Annotated in this window: 16 protein-coding genes; 12 read left to right on the forward strand and 4 right to left on the reverse strand. The window is 64.1% G+C overall.

The window, feature by feature from the left end; translation table 11 throughout:
• Nucleotides 1-5: 5 nt before the first annotated feature.
• Together KF827_RS04680 and KF827_RS04685 are read right to left on the reverse strand one after the other, a co-directional pair.
• Nucleotides 6-3,380, reverse strand: a complete 3,375-nt coding sequence (locus KF827_RS04680; RefSeq protein WP_291000975.1) for a transglutaminase family protein — start codon at nt 3,378-3,380, stop codon at nt 6-8.
• A 171-nt stretch (nt 3,381-3,551) separates the two neighbouring features.
• Nucleotides 3,552-4,265 (reverse strand): RNA pseudouridine synthase, encoded by a 714-nt coding sequence (locus KF827_RS04685; RefSeq protein ID WP_291000978.1) that lies wholly within the window; start codon nt 4,263-4,265, stop codon nt 3,552-3,554.
• A gap of 139 nt (nt 4,266-4,404) precedes the next feature.
• On the opposite strand from KF827_RS04685, the gene KF827_RS04690 reads away from it, so the two are divergent.
• Complete coding sequence (locus KF827_RS04690) at nt 4,405-5,175, forward strand: GntR family transcriptional regulator (protein WP_291000984.1); 771 nt, start codon at nt 4,405-4,407, stop codon at nt 5,173-5,175.
• Here the strand turns inward: KF827_RS04690 and atzF are convergent.
• On the reverse strand, nt 5,172-6,971 hold the full coding sequence (gene atzF, locus KF827_RS04695; RefSeq protein WP_291000987.1) for an allophanate hydrolase: 1,800 nt from the start codon (nt 6,969-6,971) through the stop codon (nt 5,172-5,174). The two genes, KF827_RS04690 and atzF, sit on opposite strands and share 4 nt — an antisense overlap.
• A gap of 4 nt (nt 6,972-6,975) precedes the next feature.
• Nucleotides 6,976-7,326, reverse strand: a complete 351-nt coding sequence (locus tag KF827_RS04700) for a hypothetical protein (RefSeq protein ID WP_291000990.1) — start codon at nt 7,324-7,326, stop codon at nt 6,976-6,978.
• Here KF827_RS04700 and KF827_RS04705 point away from each other — a divergent pair.
• From KF827_RS04705 to eda, 11 genes are all read left to right on the forward strand, one after another.
• A complete protein-coding gene (locus tag KF827_RS04705; protein WP_291000995.1) occupies nt 7,321-8,937 on the forward strand; it encodes an ABC transporter substrate-binding protein in 1,617 nt (538 codons plus the stop codon). The two genes, KF827_RS04700 and KF827_RS04705, sit on opposite strands and share 6 nt — an antisense overlap.
• Before the next feature lie 29 nt (nt 8,938-8,966).
• Complete coding sequence (locus KF827_RS04710; RefSeq protein WP_291000998.1) at nt 8,967-9,980, forward strand: ABC transporter permease; 1,014 nt, start codon at nt 8,967-8,969, stop codon at nt 9,978-9,980.
• Nucleotides 9,977-10,822, forward strand: coding sequence for an ABC transporter permease (locus tag KF827_RS04715; protein WP_291001001.1), 846 nt, complete (start codon nt 9,977-9,979; stop codon nt 10,820-10,822). The genes KF827_RS04710 and KF827_RS04715 overlap by 4 nt, the downstream gene beginning before the upstream one ends.
• Nucleotides 10,819-11,787: an ABC transporter ATP-binding protein gene (locus KF827_RS04720; protein WP_291001006.1), complete on the forward strand. Its 969-nt coding sequence runs from the start codon at nt 10,819-10,821 to the stop codon at nt 11,785-11,787. The genes KF827_RS04715 and KF827_RS04720 overlap by 4 nt, the downstream gene beginning before the upstream one ends.
• Nucleotides 11,784-12,848, forward strand: coding sequence for an ABC transporter ATP-binding protein (locus KF827_RS04725; protein WP_291001011.1), 1,065 nt, complete (start codon nt 11,784-11,786; stop codon nt 12,846-12,848). Before KF827_RS04720 ends, KF827_RS04725 begins: the two co-directional genes overlap by 4 nt.
• On the forward strand, nt 12,845-13,045 hold the full coding sequence (locus KF827_RS04730) for a DUF4089 domain-containing protein (protein ID WP_291001013.1): 201 nt from the start codon (nt 12,845-12,847) through the stop codon (nt 13,043-13,045). Before KF827_RS04725 ends, KF827_RS04730 begins: the two co-directional genes overlap by 4 nt.
• Nucleotides 13,042-14,424 (forward strand): AtzE family amidohydrolase, encoded by a 1,383-nt coding sequence (locus tag KF827_RS04735; protein ID WP_291001016.1) that lies wholly within the window; start codon nt 13,042-13,044, stop codon nt 14,422-14,424. The genes KF827_RS04730 and KF827_RS04735 overlap by 4 nt, the downstream gene beginning before the upstream one ends.
• On the forward strand, nt 14,421-14,813 hold the full coding sequence (hpxZ, locus tag KF827_RS04740) for an oxalurate catabolism protein HpxZ (protein ID WP_291001019.1): 393 nt from the start codon (nt 14,421-14,423) through the stop codon (nt 14,811-14,813). The genes KF827_RS04735 and hpxZ overlap by 4 nt, the downstream gene beginning before the upstream one ends.
• A 30-nt stretch (nt 14,814-14,843) precedes the next feature.
• Nucleotides 14,844-15,668, forward strand: coding sequence for a sulfite exporter TauE/SafE family protein (locus tag KF827_RS04745; protein ID WP_291001025.1), 825 nt, complete (start codon nt 14,844-14,846; stop codon nt 15,666-15,668).
• A 31-nt stretch (nt 15,669-15,699) separates the two neighbouring features.
• Nucleotides 15,700-17,295 carry a gamma-glutamyltransferase family protein gene (locus KF827_RS04750; RefSeq protein WP_291001030.1) on the forward strand — a complete coding sequence of 532 codons (1,596 nt, stop codon included), beginning with the start codon at nt 15,700-15,702 and terminating at the stop codon, nt 17,293-17,295.
• Between the two features lie 38 nt (nt 17,296-17,333).
• A partial coding sequence (eda, locus tag KF827_RS04755) for a bifunctional 4-hydroxy-2-oxoglutarate aldolase/2-dehydro-3-deoxy-phosphogluconate aldolase (RefSeq protein WP_291001033.1) occupies nt 17,334-17,840 on the forward strand: 507 nt, incomplete at its 3' end.

Raw genomic sequence — 17,840 nt, forward strand, 5'->3', positions numbered from 1 at the left:
CTACTTTAGCCGCCGCGCAGGTCCAGGGTAAGCGGTTGATCGCCCGGACGGGGCGGTTTCGGCGCGGGTGCCGGCATGGCTGTCGGTGTGTGGTTGATCGGGAAGAAGCGCGCACGGCGGCGTGCCTCGGCTTCGTTGGCATTCACCGGGAAGGTGTCGTAATTGCGGCCGCCCGGATGCGCCACATGATAACTGCAACCGGCCAGCGGGCGATTGTTCCATGTATCGAACAGGTCGAAACTCAGGGGCGTATGCACACCTATCGTGGGATGCAGCGCGCTGGGCGGGCCCCAGGCCTTGAAGCGCACGCCGGCCACATATTCGCCGGGCACACCCGTGGCGCGCAGCGGCAACGCGCGCCCGTTGCAGGCGATGGTATAGCGTTCGCCGGTCAGGCCCTTTGCCTTCACCTGCAAACGCTCCACCGAGGAATCCACATAGCGTGCGGTGCCGCCTGAAGAGGATTCCTCGCCCAGCACATGCCAGGGTTCCAGCGCGTGGCGCAATTCCAGCTCGATGCCGCGCGCGGCGATTTCGCCCACTTTGGGAAAACGGAATTCGGCATGGGCGGCAAACCAGGCCGGATCAAGCTCGAAGCCGTTTTCCTTCAGGTCGATCAGCACCTCGTTGAAATCCTGCAGGCAGAAATGCGGCAGCAGGAATTCGTCATGCAGGCGGGTGCCCCAGCGCACGGGGGTGCGCTTATAGGGATTTTGCCAGAAGCTGGCCATCAACGCGCGCAGCAACACCTGTTGCGCCAGGCTCATGCGGGCATCGGGCGGCATCTCGAAGGCGCGCAATTCCACCAGGCCGAGGCGACCGGTGGGGCCATCGGGGGAATAGAGTTTGTCGATGCAGAATTCCGTGCGGTGGGTGTTGCCGGTCAGGTCCACCAGCACGTTGCGGAAGATCCGGTCCACCAGCCAGGGCGGTGGATCGGGGAAACGATCTGCCTGTTCGAAAGCCACCGCCAGATTGGTCAGCGCATCGTCGCGCGCCTCGTCCACGCGCGGATGCTGGCTGGTCGGGCCGATGAACAGGCCGGAGAACAGATAGCTCAGCGAGGGATGATTCTGCCAATAGCCCACCAGGCTGCGCAGCAGATCGGGCCGGCGCAGGAAGGGGCTGTCGACCGGCTGGGCCGCGCCCATCACCACATGATTGCCGCCGCCGGTGCCGACATGGCGGCCATCCAGCATGAATTTTTCGGTGCCAAGGCGGGTCTGGCGCGCTTCCTCGTACAGCACCGTGGTGCGGTCCACCAATTCGCGCCAGTTTTCCGATGGGTGGATATTCACCTCGATCACGCCGGGATCGGGGGTGACGCTGAAATGATGCAGGCGCGGATCGCGCGGCGGCAGATAGCCTTCGATCACCACCTTGTGGCGGATCAACGCCGCCGTATCCTCGATGGCGGCGATCAGATCGAGATAATCCTCGGCCAGTTCGGCCGGCGGCATGAAAACATGCAGCAGGCCGCCGCGCGGCTCCACGCAAATCGCGGTGCGCACAATGCCTTCGGCGGAGGTTTGCGCGGCGGGCACGCTGCCGGAAATCGTCGGCAATCCCGCCGGGCGATAGGCTTTGCCTTTTGCCCAGGCCTGCATGCGCTCTTGCGTCTGGCGGTCGGTCTCGCGGAACTGCGCCATGGGCGGCAATGGGGGCGGCAAGGGCGGCCGGCGTTCCATCGTATCGGGTTCGGCGATCTGCAGCATGTCGCCGGGCTCGGACCAGGGCAGGCTGTCCAGCGGCAGGCGATAGCCCATGGGCGAATCGCCTGGCAGCAGGAACATGGTTTGCGGCCGCAGGAACCAGGCGCCCGAACGCCAGCGCGGCGGCGGGCCGCCGGCAAGGCCGGAGCGTTCGCGGAACAGCGGCAGGGCATAGCCCACCACCTTGTCCAGCCCCTGCTCGAAGATGCGGGCCAGGCGGGCGCGCTCCTGCGGGTCTTTCAGCCGCGACTTGAACGGATCCACGTTCACCGGCAGGCGACGCTCGCGCCACATATAATACCAGGCATCCTCGAAACCGGGGATGCGGAAGCCGGGATCCACCTGCAAACGCTCGGCCAGGGCAGCCGTGAAGATATCGGCATCCGATACCGTGGCGCCGTCTCCGGCATCCTCATCGGCGGCCAGCAGGCTGCGGTCGCGCCAGATCGGTTCGCCATCGCGGCGCCAATGGCACGACAGCGCCCAACGCGGCAATTGTTCGCCGGGATACCATTTGCCCTGGCCGTAATGCAGCAAAGTACCGCTGGCGTATTTATCCGCCAGCCGCCGGATCAACTGGCCGGCCAATGCGCGTTTGTTGGGGCCGAGCGCTGCGGTGTTCCATTCCGCGCCTTCCATGTCGTCGATCGACACGAAAGTGGGTTCGCCGCCCATGGTGAGGCGCACATCGCCTTTTTGCAGCGCGGCTTCCACCGTGTCGCCGGTCTTGAGCAGGCGGGCCCAGGCATCGTCGTCGATTGCCTTGGTGACGCGCGGGGTTTCGTGGAACCGCCGCACATTCATGGCGAAATCGAATTCCACCTCGGCCTCGCCGATCAGGCCCGAAATCGGTGCCGCCGATTGCGGTTCCGGCGTGGCGGCCAGCGGGATATGGCCTTCGCCTGCCATCAGGCCGGATGTGGGATCGAAGCCGATCCAGCCGGCGCCGGGCAAATACACTTCGCACCAGGCATGCAGGTCGGTGAAATCCGCCGTGGGGCCTTCCGGGCCTTCCAGCGGCTTCACATCGGCCACCAACTGGATCAGGTAGCCCGACACGAAACGCGCGGCGAAGCCCAGATGGCGCAGGGCCTGCACCAGCAGCCAGGACGTGTCGCGGCAGGAACCGCTGGCATTGCCGAGCGTCTGCTCGGCGGTCTGTACGCCGGGTTCCATGCGGATGAGATATTTGATCTCGTTGGCCAGGCGCTGGTTCAGCCCGACCAGAAAATCCACCGTGCGGATCGGCTTGGCCGGCTTGCGGTCTACGCTGGCCAGCCATTTGCGCAGCAGCGGGCCGGGATCGGACAGCTTGCGGAACGGCGCCAGTTCCTCGTCCAGCGTGGGATCGTAAGTGAAGGGGAAATGCTCTGCTTCGGGTTCGAGGAAGAAATCGAACGGGTTGATCACCGCCATGTCGGCGACCAGGTCCACCACCACCTCGAAATGATCGGTGCGTTCGGGGAAGACCAGCCGGGCCATGTAATTGCCCTGGGGATCCTGCTGCCAGTTGATGAAATGGTCGCCGGGCGAAATCTTGAGCGAATAGCTCAGGATCGGCGTGCGGCTATGGGGCGCCGGGCGCAGCCTCACCACCTGGGGCCCCAGGTTGATCAGGCGGTCATACCGGTAAGTGGTGCGATGGTGCAGCGCGACCTGGATGCTCATTGTTAACCGTTTACCGCCGTAATGGAACCTGACAGGTGAAATGCAATCGGTATGCCGGCCTCGATGCAAGCGAAATCCGCATGCAAATGGCGTCTGGGCTAGGCCGGTCGCATAATGGGGCGGCTTGGTGGCGCTTAATTAAGCAATTTTGTGCCGCTGATGCGCGGGCTGCTACGAATTGGGCAGAAGTTCCGGCGCGGCAATCCGTTTCAGCATATCCCGGAAACGCGGCGGCAGCGGCGCCTCCACCTGGATCGGCGGTGCGGCTTCCCGGTAGGGAATGGTCAGGCTGCGGGCATGCAGCAGCAGGCCGCCGCCATCCCCCGCCGCGATATTATGATCGCCTTGTGCGCCGCCATAGCGCGTGTCGCCCAACAGCGGGCAGCCAAGCTGGGCGGCATGCACGCGGATTTGATGGGTGCGGCCGGTGCGCGGGCGGAATTCCAGCCAGGACAGACCGGCTTTGCTGGCCAGCACGCGATACAGCGTCTCCGCCTTTTGGCCGGCGGAATCCACCGCCATATGCCAGCCGGCGGGCGAATTGCGCTTGATCAGCGGCGCATCGATCCGGCCTTCCTGTTCCTTCGGACAATGCAACACGATGGCCCAATACACTTTTTCGATCCGGCCCGCCGAAAACAGCCGGCCCAGCTTCTTGATCGCCTTGTCGTGCCGGCCGAGCAGCAGACAACCGCTGGTATCGTGATCCAGCCGATGCGCCGCACGCGGCGTTTGTCGCGTGCCGAAGCTGAGGTCGCCGAAGCCGTCTTCCAGCGCGGGGCCGCCGGCGGGGCCGGCATGCAGCTTCACGCCGACCGGCTTGTTCAGCACGATCAGACTGGAATCGCGATACAGAATTGCAGAAGCAAGTGAAACCGGTTGCATCACCCTGTGACCTAGCATGACCGTAAAATTTTAGCGATGGTGCCGGAAAGCCGCTCCACTTGGCATGGCTTTCGCTTGGAATTTCATCGGAGTGACACCAAGTCTGTCTTAGATCGTTTTACAGTTTGGAACCGATGCCGTGAGTGCGCCTGTCGAAACCCGCAAGATTCTGCTCGATCTCACCTTGGAGGATGCGCCGCGCCGCGCCGGTGGCCGCCCCACCTTGGCCGACGATCTGCGCCGCCGCCTGGCCGATGCGATCATGGGCGGCGAATTACCGCCCGGTAGCCGGCTGGACGAACATGACCTGGCCGACCGCTATGGCATGTCGCGCACGCCGGTGCGCGAGGCGCTGCGCCAATTGGCCGCCGTCGGCCTGGCGGAATACCGGCCGCATCGCGGCGTGATCGTGGCTTTCCCGGAACAGAATCGTATCGCCGAGATGTTCGAGGTGATGGCCGAGATGGAAGCGCTTTGCGCCCGCCTGGCCGCTCTGCGCATGGATGCCGCCGAGCGCCGCGAATTCGAGGCCCTGCATCGCCGCTCGCTGGAGCATGTGCGCGAGGGCCAGTTGGATGATTACGACGCCATCAATCTTTCCTTCCATTCGATGCTGTATCGCGGCACGCGCAACCGCTTCCTGGAAGAAACCACATTATCCGTGCGCCGCCGCGTGCAGCCCTTCCGGCGCAGTCAGTTCCGCGTATTGGGCCGTCTGGCGAATTCCTTCGCCGAGCATGACCGGATCGTTGAAGCCGTGCTGCGCGGCGATGCCCAGGCAGCGGAAGCCGCGATGCGCGACCATGTGGGCCGGGTCAGCGTGGCTTCGGCCAGCCTGATCGAGGGCCGCCGGCAATCCTCGGCAACCGATGCGGATCCGGTTGCCGATATGGGCCCCGCAGCCGATTAAGCCGAGACGGCCCGATAGGCGCGCCAATCGCCATAGGATGAGATATCCTCGGCAGAGGCCACGGCGGCGGCTTCGCACAGGAACCCCTTCACGCTGCTGCCATCGTTTAGCATAACCGTGCCGATGCCCAGCGGTGCCGGGATGCCGGCCACGAAACTGCCGAAGCCGGCCAGCGGCAGATCCCAGATTTCACCGCTGACCGCAACGCCATTGCCCGAAACCTGCACCAGGCCGGGCCGCGCGGTGCGGCCTTCGCCGATCCGATACAGGCGATAACGCGGCGCGGTGTGGCAGGGGCCGAGCAGGCGGCCGCCCAGCGCCAGCAGGTCTGGGTTCAGCGGCTGGCCGCTCATATGCGCACCGAATACGGCAACCGCCGCGCGCGGATAGGCCAGCGTAGTGTCTGCGACCCGTGCCGGCTGCGGTGTTTTGCCCGCACCCAGGGGCAGGCCGGTGGCGGCATGGAAGGCAGCACCGAAAGCGGCCAGCACAGGTTCGTGGAAGGCCGGTGCGATCAGGGTGATGCCGCTGGGCAGGCCGTCCTTGCGCATGGCATTTGGCACGGCCAGGGCAGCGAGATCGAAGTAATTCACGAAGTTGGTGTAATAGCCCAGATTGGCATTCAGCTTCAGCGGCTCGGCCAGGATATCGGCCACGCGATAGATCGTGCCGCTGGTGGGCACCAGCATGACATCCACCTGCTGCCAGAGCGGATCGGTCTGCTGTTTCAGCGCACGCAGCCGTTGCTGCATGCGATACAGCGCCACGGCATCGGCTTTCTGCCCGCTTTCCAGGATGCCGCGCGTGACTGGATGGATCGCATCGGGCTGTGCGGCCAGGAAATCGCTCAAAGCCGTTGTGCGCTCGGCTGCGCCGGGCGGCGAATACAGCATCGCCTGAGCTTCGGCGAATGGCGCGTAATCCACCTCCACCATCTCGCCGCCCATGGCTTGCAGGCGTTCGATGGCTATGGCGAAAACCCGCGCGGCTTCCGCATCGCCGAAGAATTCCAGCGGCTTCGGCACGGCAAAGCGGAATTGCGCGGGCAGGGCGGCCTGGCTTGCGCGATAGCCCAGCGGCGCGCTGCGCGAATAGGCATCGGCGGCATCCGGTCCGCGCGCGGCTTCCAGCACCGCCATGGCATCGGCCACCGTGAGGGCGAAAACCGAGATGCAATCCAGCGAGCGGCAGGCCGGCACCACGCCGCTGGCCGGCAGCAGGCCGATGCTGGGCTTGAGGCCGACGATATTGTTGAAGCCGGCCGGCACGCGGCCCGAACCGGCGGTATCGGTGCCGAGCGCGAAACTGACCAGACCGGCGCTGACCGCCACCGCCGAACCCGATGAAGAGCCGCCCGGCACATAATCCTTGTTGAAGGGATTCACCGCCACGCCATAAGGCGAGCGCACGCCCACCAGGCCGGTGGCGAATTGATCCAGATTGGTCTTGCCGATGGGGATGGCGCCGGCGGCGATCAGCCGCTCCACCGCCTTGGCCGAAACCGCAGGGCTATAGGCATACTCTGCGCAGGCCGCCGTGGTGGGCAGGCCGGCCAGGTCGATATTGTCCTTGATGGCGAAGGGTATGCCATAGAGCGGCAGGCCGGCGGGGCCATGCTTTTCCAGCGCCGCCGCCATTGCCAGGGCCTGCTCGCGGGGCACTAGGCTGATCCAGACGGCATCCTCCCCACGTGCGGCGATACGGTCGTAAATCGCCGCGATCACCGTGGTCGGGCTGGCGCTTCCGCTCTGGTATGCATCGCGCAGGAATTGGCAGTCGAGGCTGGCGATAGACATGGATTCAGGCTCCTGAAAGGCGCTCAAATGCGGTTGCTCTGCTTAGTGTATGCAATAGCCATACCGGCCGGAAAACGTGATATTTTGCTGAAAATCCAGTGAGTTTAAGTCTATTTATGGCGCTGTAATAATCAGAGTTGCTAATCACATTGCCTAAAAATGATACAATAATAGGAAAAATAAAAATGCCTAAAAAATATACATAATTACCCAGCGGAAGGAATTCTGAAAGCGAATTCATATCGATGCCTCTGGTGCCTGTTTGAGCAGCCTTAATGGCACACAGGTTGCAGTACGGGAAACGACGCACAGCAAGTGCCGCCGATACGCAAATCCAGAGGAGACCGCCATGCAACGCCGTGCTTTCCTGTTAGCGAGTTCGATTGTCACCGCAACCGGACTGCTGCTTGCCGCCGCCGCGCCCGCCGCCGCGCAATCGCGCCAGGAAACCCTGGTGGTGCTGGTGGAGAACGGCCCCAACAGCCTGGATATCCATGGCGTGGGCACCAGCTTCCGCTCCTATGTGGCGGCCTGGAACATGTATGACCGCCTGATCACCTTCGGCCGCAAGACCCTGCCCGATGGTACGCTGAGCTATGATTACAGCAAGATCGAGCCGGAACTGGCGGAAAGCTTCACTGCTGCGCCGGACGGTAAATCCTTCACCTTCAAGATTCGCCGCGATGCCAAGTTCCATGATGGCTCGCCGGTTACCGCGCATGACGTGAAATGGTCTTACGACCGCGCGGTCAGCGTGGGCGGCTTCCCGACTTTCCAGATGGCGGCCGGCAGCCTCACCAAGCCCGAGCAGTTCACCGCCGTGGATGATTACACCTTCCGCGTCGATCTGCCCAAGCCCGACAAGCTGGCGCTGCCCGATATGGCGGTGGTGGTGCCGGCCATCTTCAATTCCAAGCTGGCCAAGAAGAACGCCACCGAAAAAGACCCCTGGGCGATGGAATGGATGAAAACCAATTCCGCGGCCGGCGGCGCCTACAAGCTGGAGAAATGGGCGCCCGGCCAGGAAACCGTACTGGTGCGCAACGACGATTGGAAAAGCGGTCCGCTGCCCAAGATCAAGCGCGTGATCATGCGCGAGGTGCCGTCCGCCGGCAATCGCCGCGCGCTGATGGAGCGCGGCGATGCCGATATCTCGGTGGATATGCCGCAGAAGGATGCAGCCGAACTGCTTGCCGGCAAGGATGGCAAATACAAGGTGGTGGGCGTACCGATCGAGAATTCGCTGAAATATATCGGCATGGTCACCACCATGAAGCCGTTCGACGACGCCCGTGTGCGCCAGGCCATCGCCTATGCCACGCCGTTCGATCAGATATACAAGACCGCGATCTACGGTCGCGGCATTCCGATGTCGGATGGTCCGGCCGGCGCGCCCAAGGATGCCTCCTGGCCGCAGCCCTTCCCGGTCAGCACCGATCTGGAAAAGGCCAAGAAGCTGCTGGCCGAGGCCGGCTATCCCAATGGTTTCGAAACCACGATCTCCATCGATCTGGGCGATGCGACGGCCTCTGAGCCGGAAGCCGTGCTGCTGCAGCAATCGCTGGCGCAGATCGGCATCAAGACCACCATCGAGAAGATTCCGGGCGCCAATTTCCGCAGCGCCATGCTGCAGAAGAACCGCCCGCTGCATATCGCCTCGTTCGGCGGCTGGCTGAACTTCCCGGATTATTACTTCTTCTGGGGCTATCACGGCCAGAATGCGGTGTTCAACACCATGTCTTACAAAAACGAGAAGATGGATGCGCTGATCGATGCTTCGCGCTACGAGGCCGATCCGGCCAAGTACAAGGAGCAGGTGATGGGCTTCATCAAGATGTCGATCGACGAAATGCCCCGCGTGCCGCTGTATCAGCAGATTCTCGATGTGGGCATGCAGAAGAACATCAAGGGCTATACCTACTGGTTCCATCGCCAGCTTGATGTGCGCCAGATCGAGAAGCTGTAAACCGGCGTAACCGGGCAGGAGGGGCGGCGATGCTGCTGTTGATCGGCAAGAGATTGCTCAGTGCGATCCCCAGCGTGATCGGCGTGCTGGTCGTCACCTTCCTGCTCACCCGCGCCTTGCCCGGCGATCCGGCGGCCTATTTCGCCGGGCCGGCGGCCACGCCGCAGGCGATTGCCGAAATCCGCAAATCGCTTGGGCTGGATAAAAGCCTGCCCGAGCAATTCGTGGTGTATGTGAAGGATCTGGCGCGCGGCGATCTGGGCAATTCCATCGCCACCGGCCGTCCGGTGCTGGAGGAGGTGCGCAGCCGCCTGCCTGCCTCGCTGGAACTCACTTTGCTGGGCCTGGTGGTATCGGTGGGCATTGCCGTGCCGTTGGGCGTGCTGGCGGCGACGCGGCCGGGATCGTGGATCGACCATAGCTGCCGGGTGATCACCACGGCCGGGGTTTCGCTGCCGGCGTTTTTCACCGGCCTGCTGCTGATCTATGTGCTGTATTATCTGCTGGGCTGGGCGCCGGCGCCGCTGGGGCGGCTTGATATCTTCAATTCCGCGCCGCGCGATATCACCGGGCTGTATCTGGTCGATAGCCTGCTGGTGGGCGACCTTGAAACCTTCTGGGCCGCCTTGAAGCAATTGCTGCTGCCGGCTTTTACGCTTGCGGTGTTTACCCTGGCGCCGATCGCACGCATGACCCGGGCTTCCATGCTGGAGGTGTTGTCCAGCGATTTCATCCGCACCGCGCGGGCCAGCGGCCTCAGCCCCGGCAAGGTGGTGTATGCCTATGCCTTCCGCAATGCCATGCTGCCGGTGGTCACCACACTGGGCATGGTGTTTTCTTTCCTGCTCGGCGCCAATGTGCTGGTGGAGAAAGTATTCTCCTGGCCCGGCATCGGCACCTTTGCCATCGAGGCGCTGATCGCCTCGGATTATGCGCCGATCCAGGGTTTCGTGCTCACCATGGCGTTGATGTATGTGCTGCTCAATCTGGCCATCGACGTGCTCTATATCGTGATCGATCCGCGCGTGGGTTTCGAGGCATGAGCGAAACCTGGAAACATATCCGCTATGTGCTGACCGAAAACCCGGTCACGCTGTTTGCCTTCGGGCTGTTCGGCCTGCTGTTGATCTGCGCTTTGTTCGGGCCCTGGCTGGCGCCGCATGATCCGCTGTTCACCGATGCCGCGCGCGCCCTGAAGCCGCCTTCCGCGCAGCATTGGTTCGGCACCGATGCGCTGGGCCGCGATATTTTCAGCCGCGTGCTGGTGGCCACCCGGCTGGATCTCGGCATCGCTTTTTCGGCGGTGATCCTCACCTTCGGCATCGGCGCCATTGCCGGCATCGCGGCGGGCTATTTCGGCGGCTGGACCGACCGCGTGGTGGGCCGCATCGCCGATACCATCATGGCGTTTCCGCTTTTTGTGCTGGCCATGGGCATCGTGGCCGCGCTCGGCAACACAGTGGGCAATATCGTGATCGCCACGGCCATCATCAACATGCCGCTCTACGCTCGCGTGGCACGCGCCGAGGCCAATATCCGCCGCAATGCCGGCTTCGTTGAGGCGGCCAGATTATCGGGCAATTCGGAAGGGCGGATATTGTTCATGCATATCCTGCCCAACATCCTGCCGATCCTGATGGTGCAATGCTCGCTCACCATGGGCTATGCGATCCTGAATGCGGCGGGCCTCAGCTTCATCGGTTTAGGGATTGCGCCGCCCACGCCGGAATGGGGCATCCTGGTGGCCGAGGGCGCGCAATACATCATCTCAGGCGAATGGTGGGTGGCGCTGTTTCCCGGCCTGGCGCTGATGCTGGCGGTATTCTGCTTCAACCTGCTGGGCGATGGCTTGCGCGACATGGTGGACCCCCGGAGGCGCACATGACGTCGGTTCCGCTTCTCGACGTGAAAGACCTGAGCGTGGAATTCCGCACCCGTGGCGGCATCGTGAAGGCGCTGGACCGGGTGGATTTTTCGGTCGAGAAGGGCGAGATGATCGCCATCGTGGGCGAATCCGGTTCGGGCAAATCGGTTTCGGCCTACACCATCATGGGCATTCTCGATCCGGCCGGAAAGGCCACATCGGGCAGCGCGGTGTTCGGCGGGCAGGATCTGCTGCGCGCCAAGGAATCCGAATTGCGCGAATTGCGCGGGCGCGAAATGTCGATGATCTTCCAGAATCCGCGCGTGGCGCTCAATCCGATCCGCCGGGTGGGCGCGCAGATCGCCGATGTGCTGATCGAGCATGGCGGCGTCACCCGGGCCGAGGCGCCGGGCCGCGCAATCGACATGCTGAAGAAAGTGCGCATCCCCGATCCCGAGCGGCGCGCCAAGGCCTATCCGTTCGAGCTTTCCGGCGGCATGTGCCAGCGCATCATGATCGCCATCGCGCTGGCCTGTTCGCCCAAGTTGCTGATCGCCGATGAACCCACCACCGGTCTGGACGTGACCACTCAGGCGGTGATCATGGACCTGATCGCCGAACTGGGCGCGGCGCAGGGTATGTCTACCGTGCTGATCACCCACGATCTCGGCATGGCGGCGGAATATTGTAATCGCATCGTGGTGATGCATGCCGGCCATGTGGTGGAAACCGCGCCGACGGCGGAGTTGTTCAACAATCCGCGCCATCCCTATACCGCGCGACTGATCGCTGCCACGCCACGCCCCACGGCTTCGTTGCGCGGCCTGGCCTCGATCCCCGGTTCGCTACCCGATCTGCGCGCCACGCATATTCCGCCTTGCCGCTACAGCCTGCGCTGCGAGCGCAAGACCCCCGATTGCGACAAGCCGCTGCCGGTGCATCGGCAGAAGGACGGCGCCCTGGTGGCCTGCTGGAATCCGCTATGACAGACCAAACGCCCCCCAAAGAAACGCCGCTGCTGGATGTTACCGCGCTCTACAAGCTGTTTGCGGTGGGCAAGCCGGCGGCGCGCTTCAAGCGGCCGGTGAAGGAATGGCTGCAGGCAGCCGGGCCGTCGCCGAAGCTGCATGCCGTGGATAATGTGAATTTCACCATCGCACGCGGCGAGACGATGGGCCTGGTGGGCGAAAGCGGCTGCGGCAAATCCACGCTGGTGCGCCTGCTCACCCGTCTGCTCGATCCCACCGATGGCAGCATCCGCCTGAATGGCGAGGAGATCGGCCAGATGCCGGCCAAGGGCTTCGGTTCCAGCCCTTACCGGCCGCGTGTGCAGATGGTGTTCCAGGATGCCACCGACAGCCTGAATCCGCGCTACACGGCTTTCGATGCCATCGCCGATCCGATCAACCGGCTGAAGCCGATGCCCTCCGCCGATCTGGCCAAGCGCGTGGCGGAACTGGCCGATTTGTGCGGCCTGCCGCAGGCTTTGCTGTCGCGCTTTCCGCATCAATTGTCGGGCGGCCAGAAGGCCCGCGTGGGCATCGCACGCGCCATCGCCGTCGATCCCGAATTGCTGATCCTGGACGAACCCACGGCGGCTTTGGACGTGTCGGTGCAGGTGGTGATCCTGCAATTGCTCGACGATCTGAAGCAGCGCTTAGGCATGAGCTATCTGTTCGTCAGTCACGATCTCAATGTGGTTCGGCTGCTCTGCGACCGCGTGATGGTGATGTATCTGGGCAAGATCGTGGAGATCGGGCCGGCGGATTCGGTGTTTCGCAATCCGCGCCATCCCTACACGCAGGCCTTGCTGTCGGCGATTCCGCATTTCGAGCCCGGCGCGGCCAGCGCGCGTATCCGATTGGGCGGCGAGCCGCGCAGTCCGATCGATCCATCGCCCAATGTCTGCCGTTTCATGGGCCGTTGTCCGAAAAGCATCGCGCAATGCGAAACCGCGATGCCGCACTTGCGGCCGATGGCGCCGGGCCATGAGGCGTCATGCCATCTGGCGGAGCCCGATGCCGATCTGGTAAAGGTTATTGCATGACACAAAAGCCCTTCGATGCCGAAGCCTATGTCGAACAAGCCGCCGCGCTTGCCGGCTTGTCCATCCCTGCCGAATGCCGCGCGGGCGTGATCGACAACCTGCGCCGCGCCCATGGCATCGCCCAGGCCTTCCTGCATATTCCGCTGCCCGATGACACCGAGCCCGGCAGCGTTTTCACGCCCGGCATGGCGCCATGATCGATATTTCCAGCCATGGGCATGAAATCGCGGCTGCGATCCGCGATGGCAAGGTCAGTGCCATTCAGGTGTTGCAGCAATTCCTTGCCCGCATAGACGCAGTGAACGGTCAGTTGGGTGCCTTCACCGCCATCACCGCCGAACGTGCGCGCGCCAAGGCCGCTGCCATCGATACGGCGCGCGGGCGGGGCGGCGATCTCGGTGCGCTGGCGGGCGTGCCGTTTGCGGTGAAGAACCTGTTCGATATTGCCGGACTGGCCACGCTGGCCGGCTCCAAGATCAACCGCCAGGCCAAGCCGGCGCAGCAGGATGCCACGCTGATCCAGCGTCTGGAGGCGGCCGGTGCCATTCTGGTCGGCGGCCTCAACATGGGCGAATACGCCTATGATTTCACCGGCGAGAATGCGCATTACGGGCCGTCGCGCAATCCGCATGATCCCACGCGGATGAGCGGGGGTTCTTCGGGTGGCTCGGGTACGGCAGTGGCCGGGGGCATGGTGCCGCTCAGTTTGGGATCGGATACCAATGGTTCGATCCGCGTGCCGTCCTCGCTCTGCGGTCTGTTCGGCCTGAAGCCGACTTTCGGCCGGCTGTCGCGCCATGGCAGCTATCCGTTTGTATCCAGCCTGGATCATCTGGGCCCGCTGGCGCGCAGCACGCGCGACCTGGCACTGAGCTACGATGCCATGCAAGGCCCCGATCCGTTCGATCCGGTCTGCGCCCAGCGGCCCAAGGAAGCCACCATTCCGCATCTTGAGGCCGGCATCGCGGGCTTGCGCATCGCGGTGCTGGATGGCTATTTCGCCGAAGGCGCCGAACCTGAGGCGCTGGCTGCCGTGGCGGCATTTGCAAAAGCCCTGGGAACCGAACGCCGCGTGCAGATCGCGGAAGCCGCCGCCGGCCGCGCGGCAGCTTATGTGATCACCAATATCGAAGGCGCCAATCTGCATCGCCAGCGCCTGCGCGAAAGGCCGATGGATTTCGATCCCGATACGCGGGATCGCTTTCTGGCCGGCCTGCTTCTGCCCGGCGAATGGTATGCTCAGGCCCAGCGTTTCCGCCGCCATTACTGCGCTCAGCTGAACGAGTTGTTCCGGGACGTGGACATCCTGCTGGCGCCGGCCACGCCCTGCAGCGCGCCCAAGCTGGGCCAGAAGATGATGACGCTGGGCGGCGTGGAATTGCCGGTGCGCGCCAATCTCGGGCTTTACACCCAGCCGATCTCGTTCGCCGGCCTGCCGGTGGTGGCCGCGCCTTATACCGAGGGTGCGCTGCCGATCGGCGTGCAGATCATCGCCGCGCCCTGGCGCGAGGATTTGGCGCTGCGGGTGGGGCGTTATCTGGAACAGAGCGGCGTGGCCGCATCGAGGCTGCCGTGAGCTATGAAATCAACATCCCCGATGTGCTGGCCGAAGTGACCGCCGCTTTCCAGCGCTATGAAGCCGCGCTGGTGAGCAACGATGTGGCGGTGCTGGATGAATTGTTTTTCAAGCATCCGGTGACCCTGCGTTTCGGCGTGACCGAGAATCTGTATGGCTATGATGCCATCGCCGCTTTCCGCTCGGGCCGTTCGCCGGCAGGCCTCGCACGACGTATCTTCAACACCGTTATCACCACTTATGGGCGAGACTTCGGCACTGCAAACACCGAGTTTCAACGCGATGGCAGCGACAAGACAGGTCGCCAGAGCCATACATGGTTGCGCACGCCCGATGGCTGGCGCATTGTCGCAGCCCATGTCAGCCTGCTGGAGCAACCCAAGGGCTGATCCATTCAGCTCGTTCCTTGGTTTTGCTTCATGTCTCTCGATCTTACCCAGATTCTGTTTTTCGGTTTTCTGCTGTTGGCCGCCGGTGCGCTGGCTGGTATCACCGCCGGTCTGCTCGGCGTGGGCGGCGGCATCGTGATCGTGCCGGTGCTGTGGCACCTGTTCGCCAGCCTCGGTATCGACGAGGCCGTGCGTATGCATGTGGCGGTGGGCACCTCGCTGGCCACCATCATCGCCACTTCGGCCTCCAGCGTGCGCGCGCATCATCGGCGCGGTGCGGTGGATTTCGACCTGCTGAAAAGCTGGGGCCCCTGGATATTCATCGGCGTGCTGGTGGGCACGGCGGTTGCCGGCTATGTGAAAGGCCCGGTGCTGACAGCGGTGTTCGCCAGCGTGGCGGCTATCGTGTCGTTGCATATGGGCTTCGGCAAGCCGGAATGGCGGCTGGCCGAAAGCCTGCCCAAGGGCCCTGCCAAGGCCGGCCTGGCCGGCTTGATCGGCGCCATCTCCGCCATGATGGGCATCGGCGGCGGCACGCTCAGTGTGCCGATCCTCTCGCTGTTCGGCTATCCGATCCATCGCGCGGTGGGCACGGCGGCGGCGATCGGCTTCATCATCGGCATTCCCGGCGCCATCGGCTTTGTGCTGGCGGGTTGGAATGTGCCCGATCTGCCGCCGTTCTCGCTGGGGTATATCAGTCTGCTCGGCTTCGCGCTGATACTCCCCACCTCAACCCTGCTCGCTCCGGTGGGGGCAAGGCTGGCCCATGGCCTGAATACTCGCAACCTCAAGCGCGTATTCGCCGTTTTTCTAGGTTTCACGGCTTTGCGGATGTTCTACGATCTGCTCTCTTGATTCGTCGTTGTTTCAGTAGAGAGCCGTTTCGATGTTGAATACGCCGCGCGCCCGCCGAGGCATGGTCACCGCCCCGCATCATCTTGCGGCGCAGGCCGGGCTTTCGGTTTTGCGCGAGGGCGGCAATGCCATCGAGGCGGCGGTGGCGGTGGCGGCCGCGCTGTCGGTGGTCTATCCGCATATGACCGGCATCGGCGGCGACGGTTTCTGGCTGGTGGCCGAACCGGGGCAGGAGCCCCAGGCCATCGAGGGCTGCGGATCGGCGCTGATGGATGCCACCGATGCCGCCTATGCCGGCCGCGATGCGATTCCCTGGCGCGGCATTCTGGCGGCCAACACGATGGCGGGGGCGATTTCGGGCTGGGATGCGGCTTTGCAGGTTTCGGCGCGCTGGGGCGGCCGGCTGCCATTGTCGCGCCTGGTGGAAGAGGCCGTCTGGCATGCCGAGCAGGGTTTTGCCGTCACCCAGAGCCAGGCCGAACTGACCGCCGAGAAACTGCCTGAATTGCGCGATGCGCCGGGCTTCGCCGAAACCTTCCTGCTCGATGGCAAGCCGCCCAGAACCGGCGAGATCATGAAACTGCCGCGCCTGGGCGCCACCTTGCGTGCGCTGGCGCAGGATGGGCCGGACAGCTTCTATCGCGGCAAGCTGGCGGCTGCCATTGCCGCCGATCATGCCCGCATCGGCGCGCTGCTGAAGCCTGCCGATCTGGCCAATCATCAGGCCCGGCTGCCGGCGCCGCTGAGCGTGAAGCTGCGCAAGGCGCGGCTGTATAATTTCGCACCTCCCACCCAGGGCTTCGCCTCGCTGATGATCCTGGCGTTGTTCGAGCGTTATGTGCAGCGTATCGGTCTGCGCGAGGCCGATGGGTTCGGTTATCTGCATGGCTTGGTGGAAGCCACCAAGCAGGCCTTCCTGGTGCGCGACCGCATCCTGGGCGATCCGGAATCCATGGTGGTGCCGGCGGAGCGCTATCTCGATCCGGAAATGCTGGATCTGCTGGCCACCCGCATCCATCCTTCCCGTGCGTTGCCCTGGCCCTATACCGGTGCGCCGGGCGATACGATTTGGCTGGGCGTCACCGATGGCGCGGGGCGCCAGGTCAGCTATATCCAGAGCATCTATTTCGAATTCGGTTCGGGCTGCGTGCTGCCGGAAACCGGCATCAACTGGCAGAATCGCGGCAGCAGCTTTCTGCTGCAGGGCGAGGGCCCGCGCCGCCTGGCGCCGGGGCGCCGGCCTTTCCACACCCTCAATCCGGCCATGGCGCGGTTCGAGGATGGCCGCGCGATGGTGTATGGCACCATGGGCGGCGAAGGCCAGCCGCAAACCCAGGCCGCCTTGTTCAGCCGCTATGCGCTGTTCGGCCAGCAATTGCAGGCCGCGATCACTGCGCCGCGCTGGTTGCTGGGCAAGACCTGGGGCCAGACCAGCATGAGCTTGAAGCTGGAAGACCGTTTCGATGCCGCCGTGGTGGCAACCATGCGCGCTGCCGGCCATGCGGTGGACGTGCTGGAGGATTTCACCGCCACCATGGGCCATGCCGGCGCCATCGTGCGCCATCAGGATGGCCTGCTGGAAGGCGCCACCGATCCGCGCAGCGATGGCGTGGTGGCGGCTTATTGAAGGAACCATCTTGTTGAAGGAACCACGCAGTGCGCGCGATGCGGCCCATTGAAGAGATCGTGGCGCTGTCGCCGGTGATCCCGGTGGTGGTGCTGGATGCGCCGCAGGATGCCGTGCCGCTGGCGCAAGCCCTGCTGGCCGGCGGCATCGGCGTGATCGAGATTACGCTGCGCACGCCGCAAGCCCTGGCGGCGGCAGCGGCGATTGCACGATCGGGCCTGGATATCGCGTTGGGCATCGGCTCGGTGCTGGATGATCGGCAATTAGCGGCGGCCCGCGATGCCGGGGCGGATTTCGTGGTAACCCCGGGCACGCCGCCCATGCTGGCCCAGGCCCTGGCCCAGGCACGCAAGGCCGATGGCCTGCCAGCCCTGCCCGGCGCCGCCACGGCCAGCGAGATGCTGGCCCTGCGCAGCCTGGGTTTCAGTCATCTGAAATTCTTTCCTGCCGAACCGGCCGGCGGCGCAGCCTATCTCAAGGCCATGGCCGGGCCGCTGCCCGATCTGCGTTTCTGCCCCACCGGCGGCATCGATCTGGCCAAAGCC

It is taken from the genome of Ferrovibrio sp. (genome assembly GCF_019636075.1).
Classification (GTDB): domain Bacteria; phylum Pseudomonadota; class Alphaproteobacteria; order Ferrovibrionales; family Ferrovibrionaceae; genus Ferrovibrio.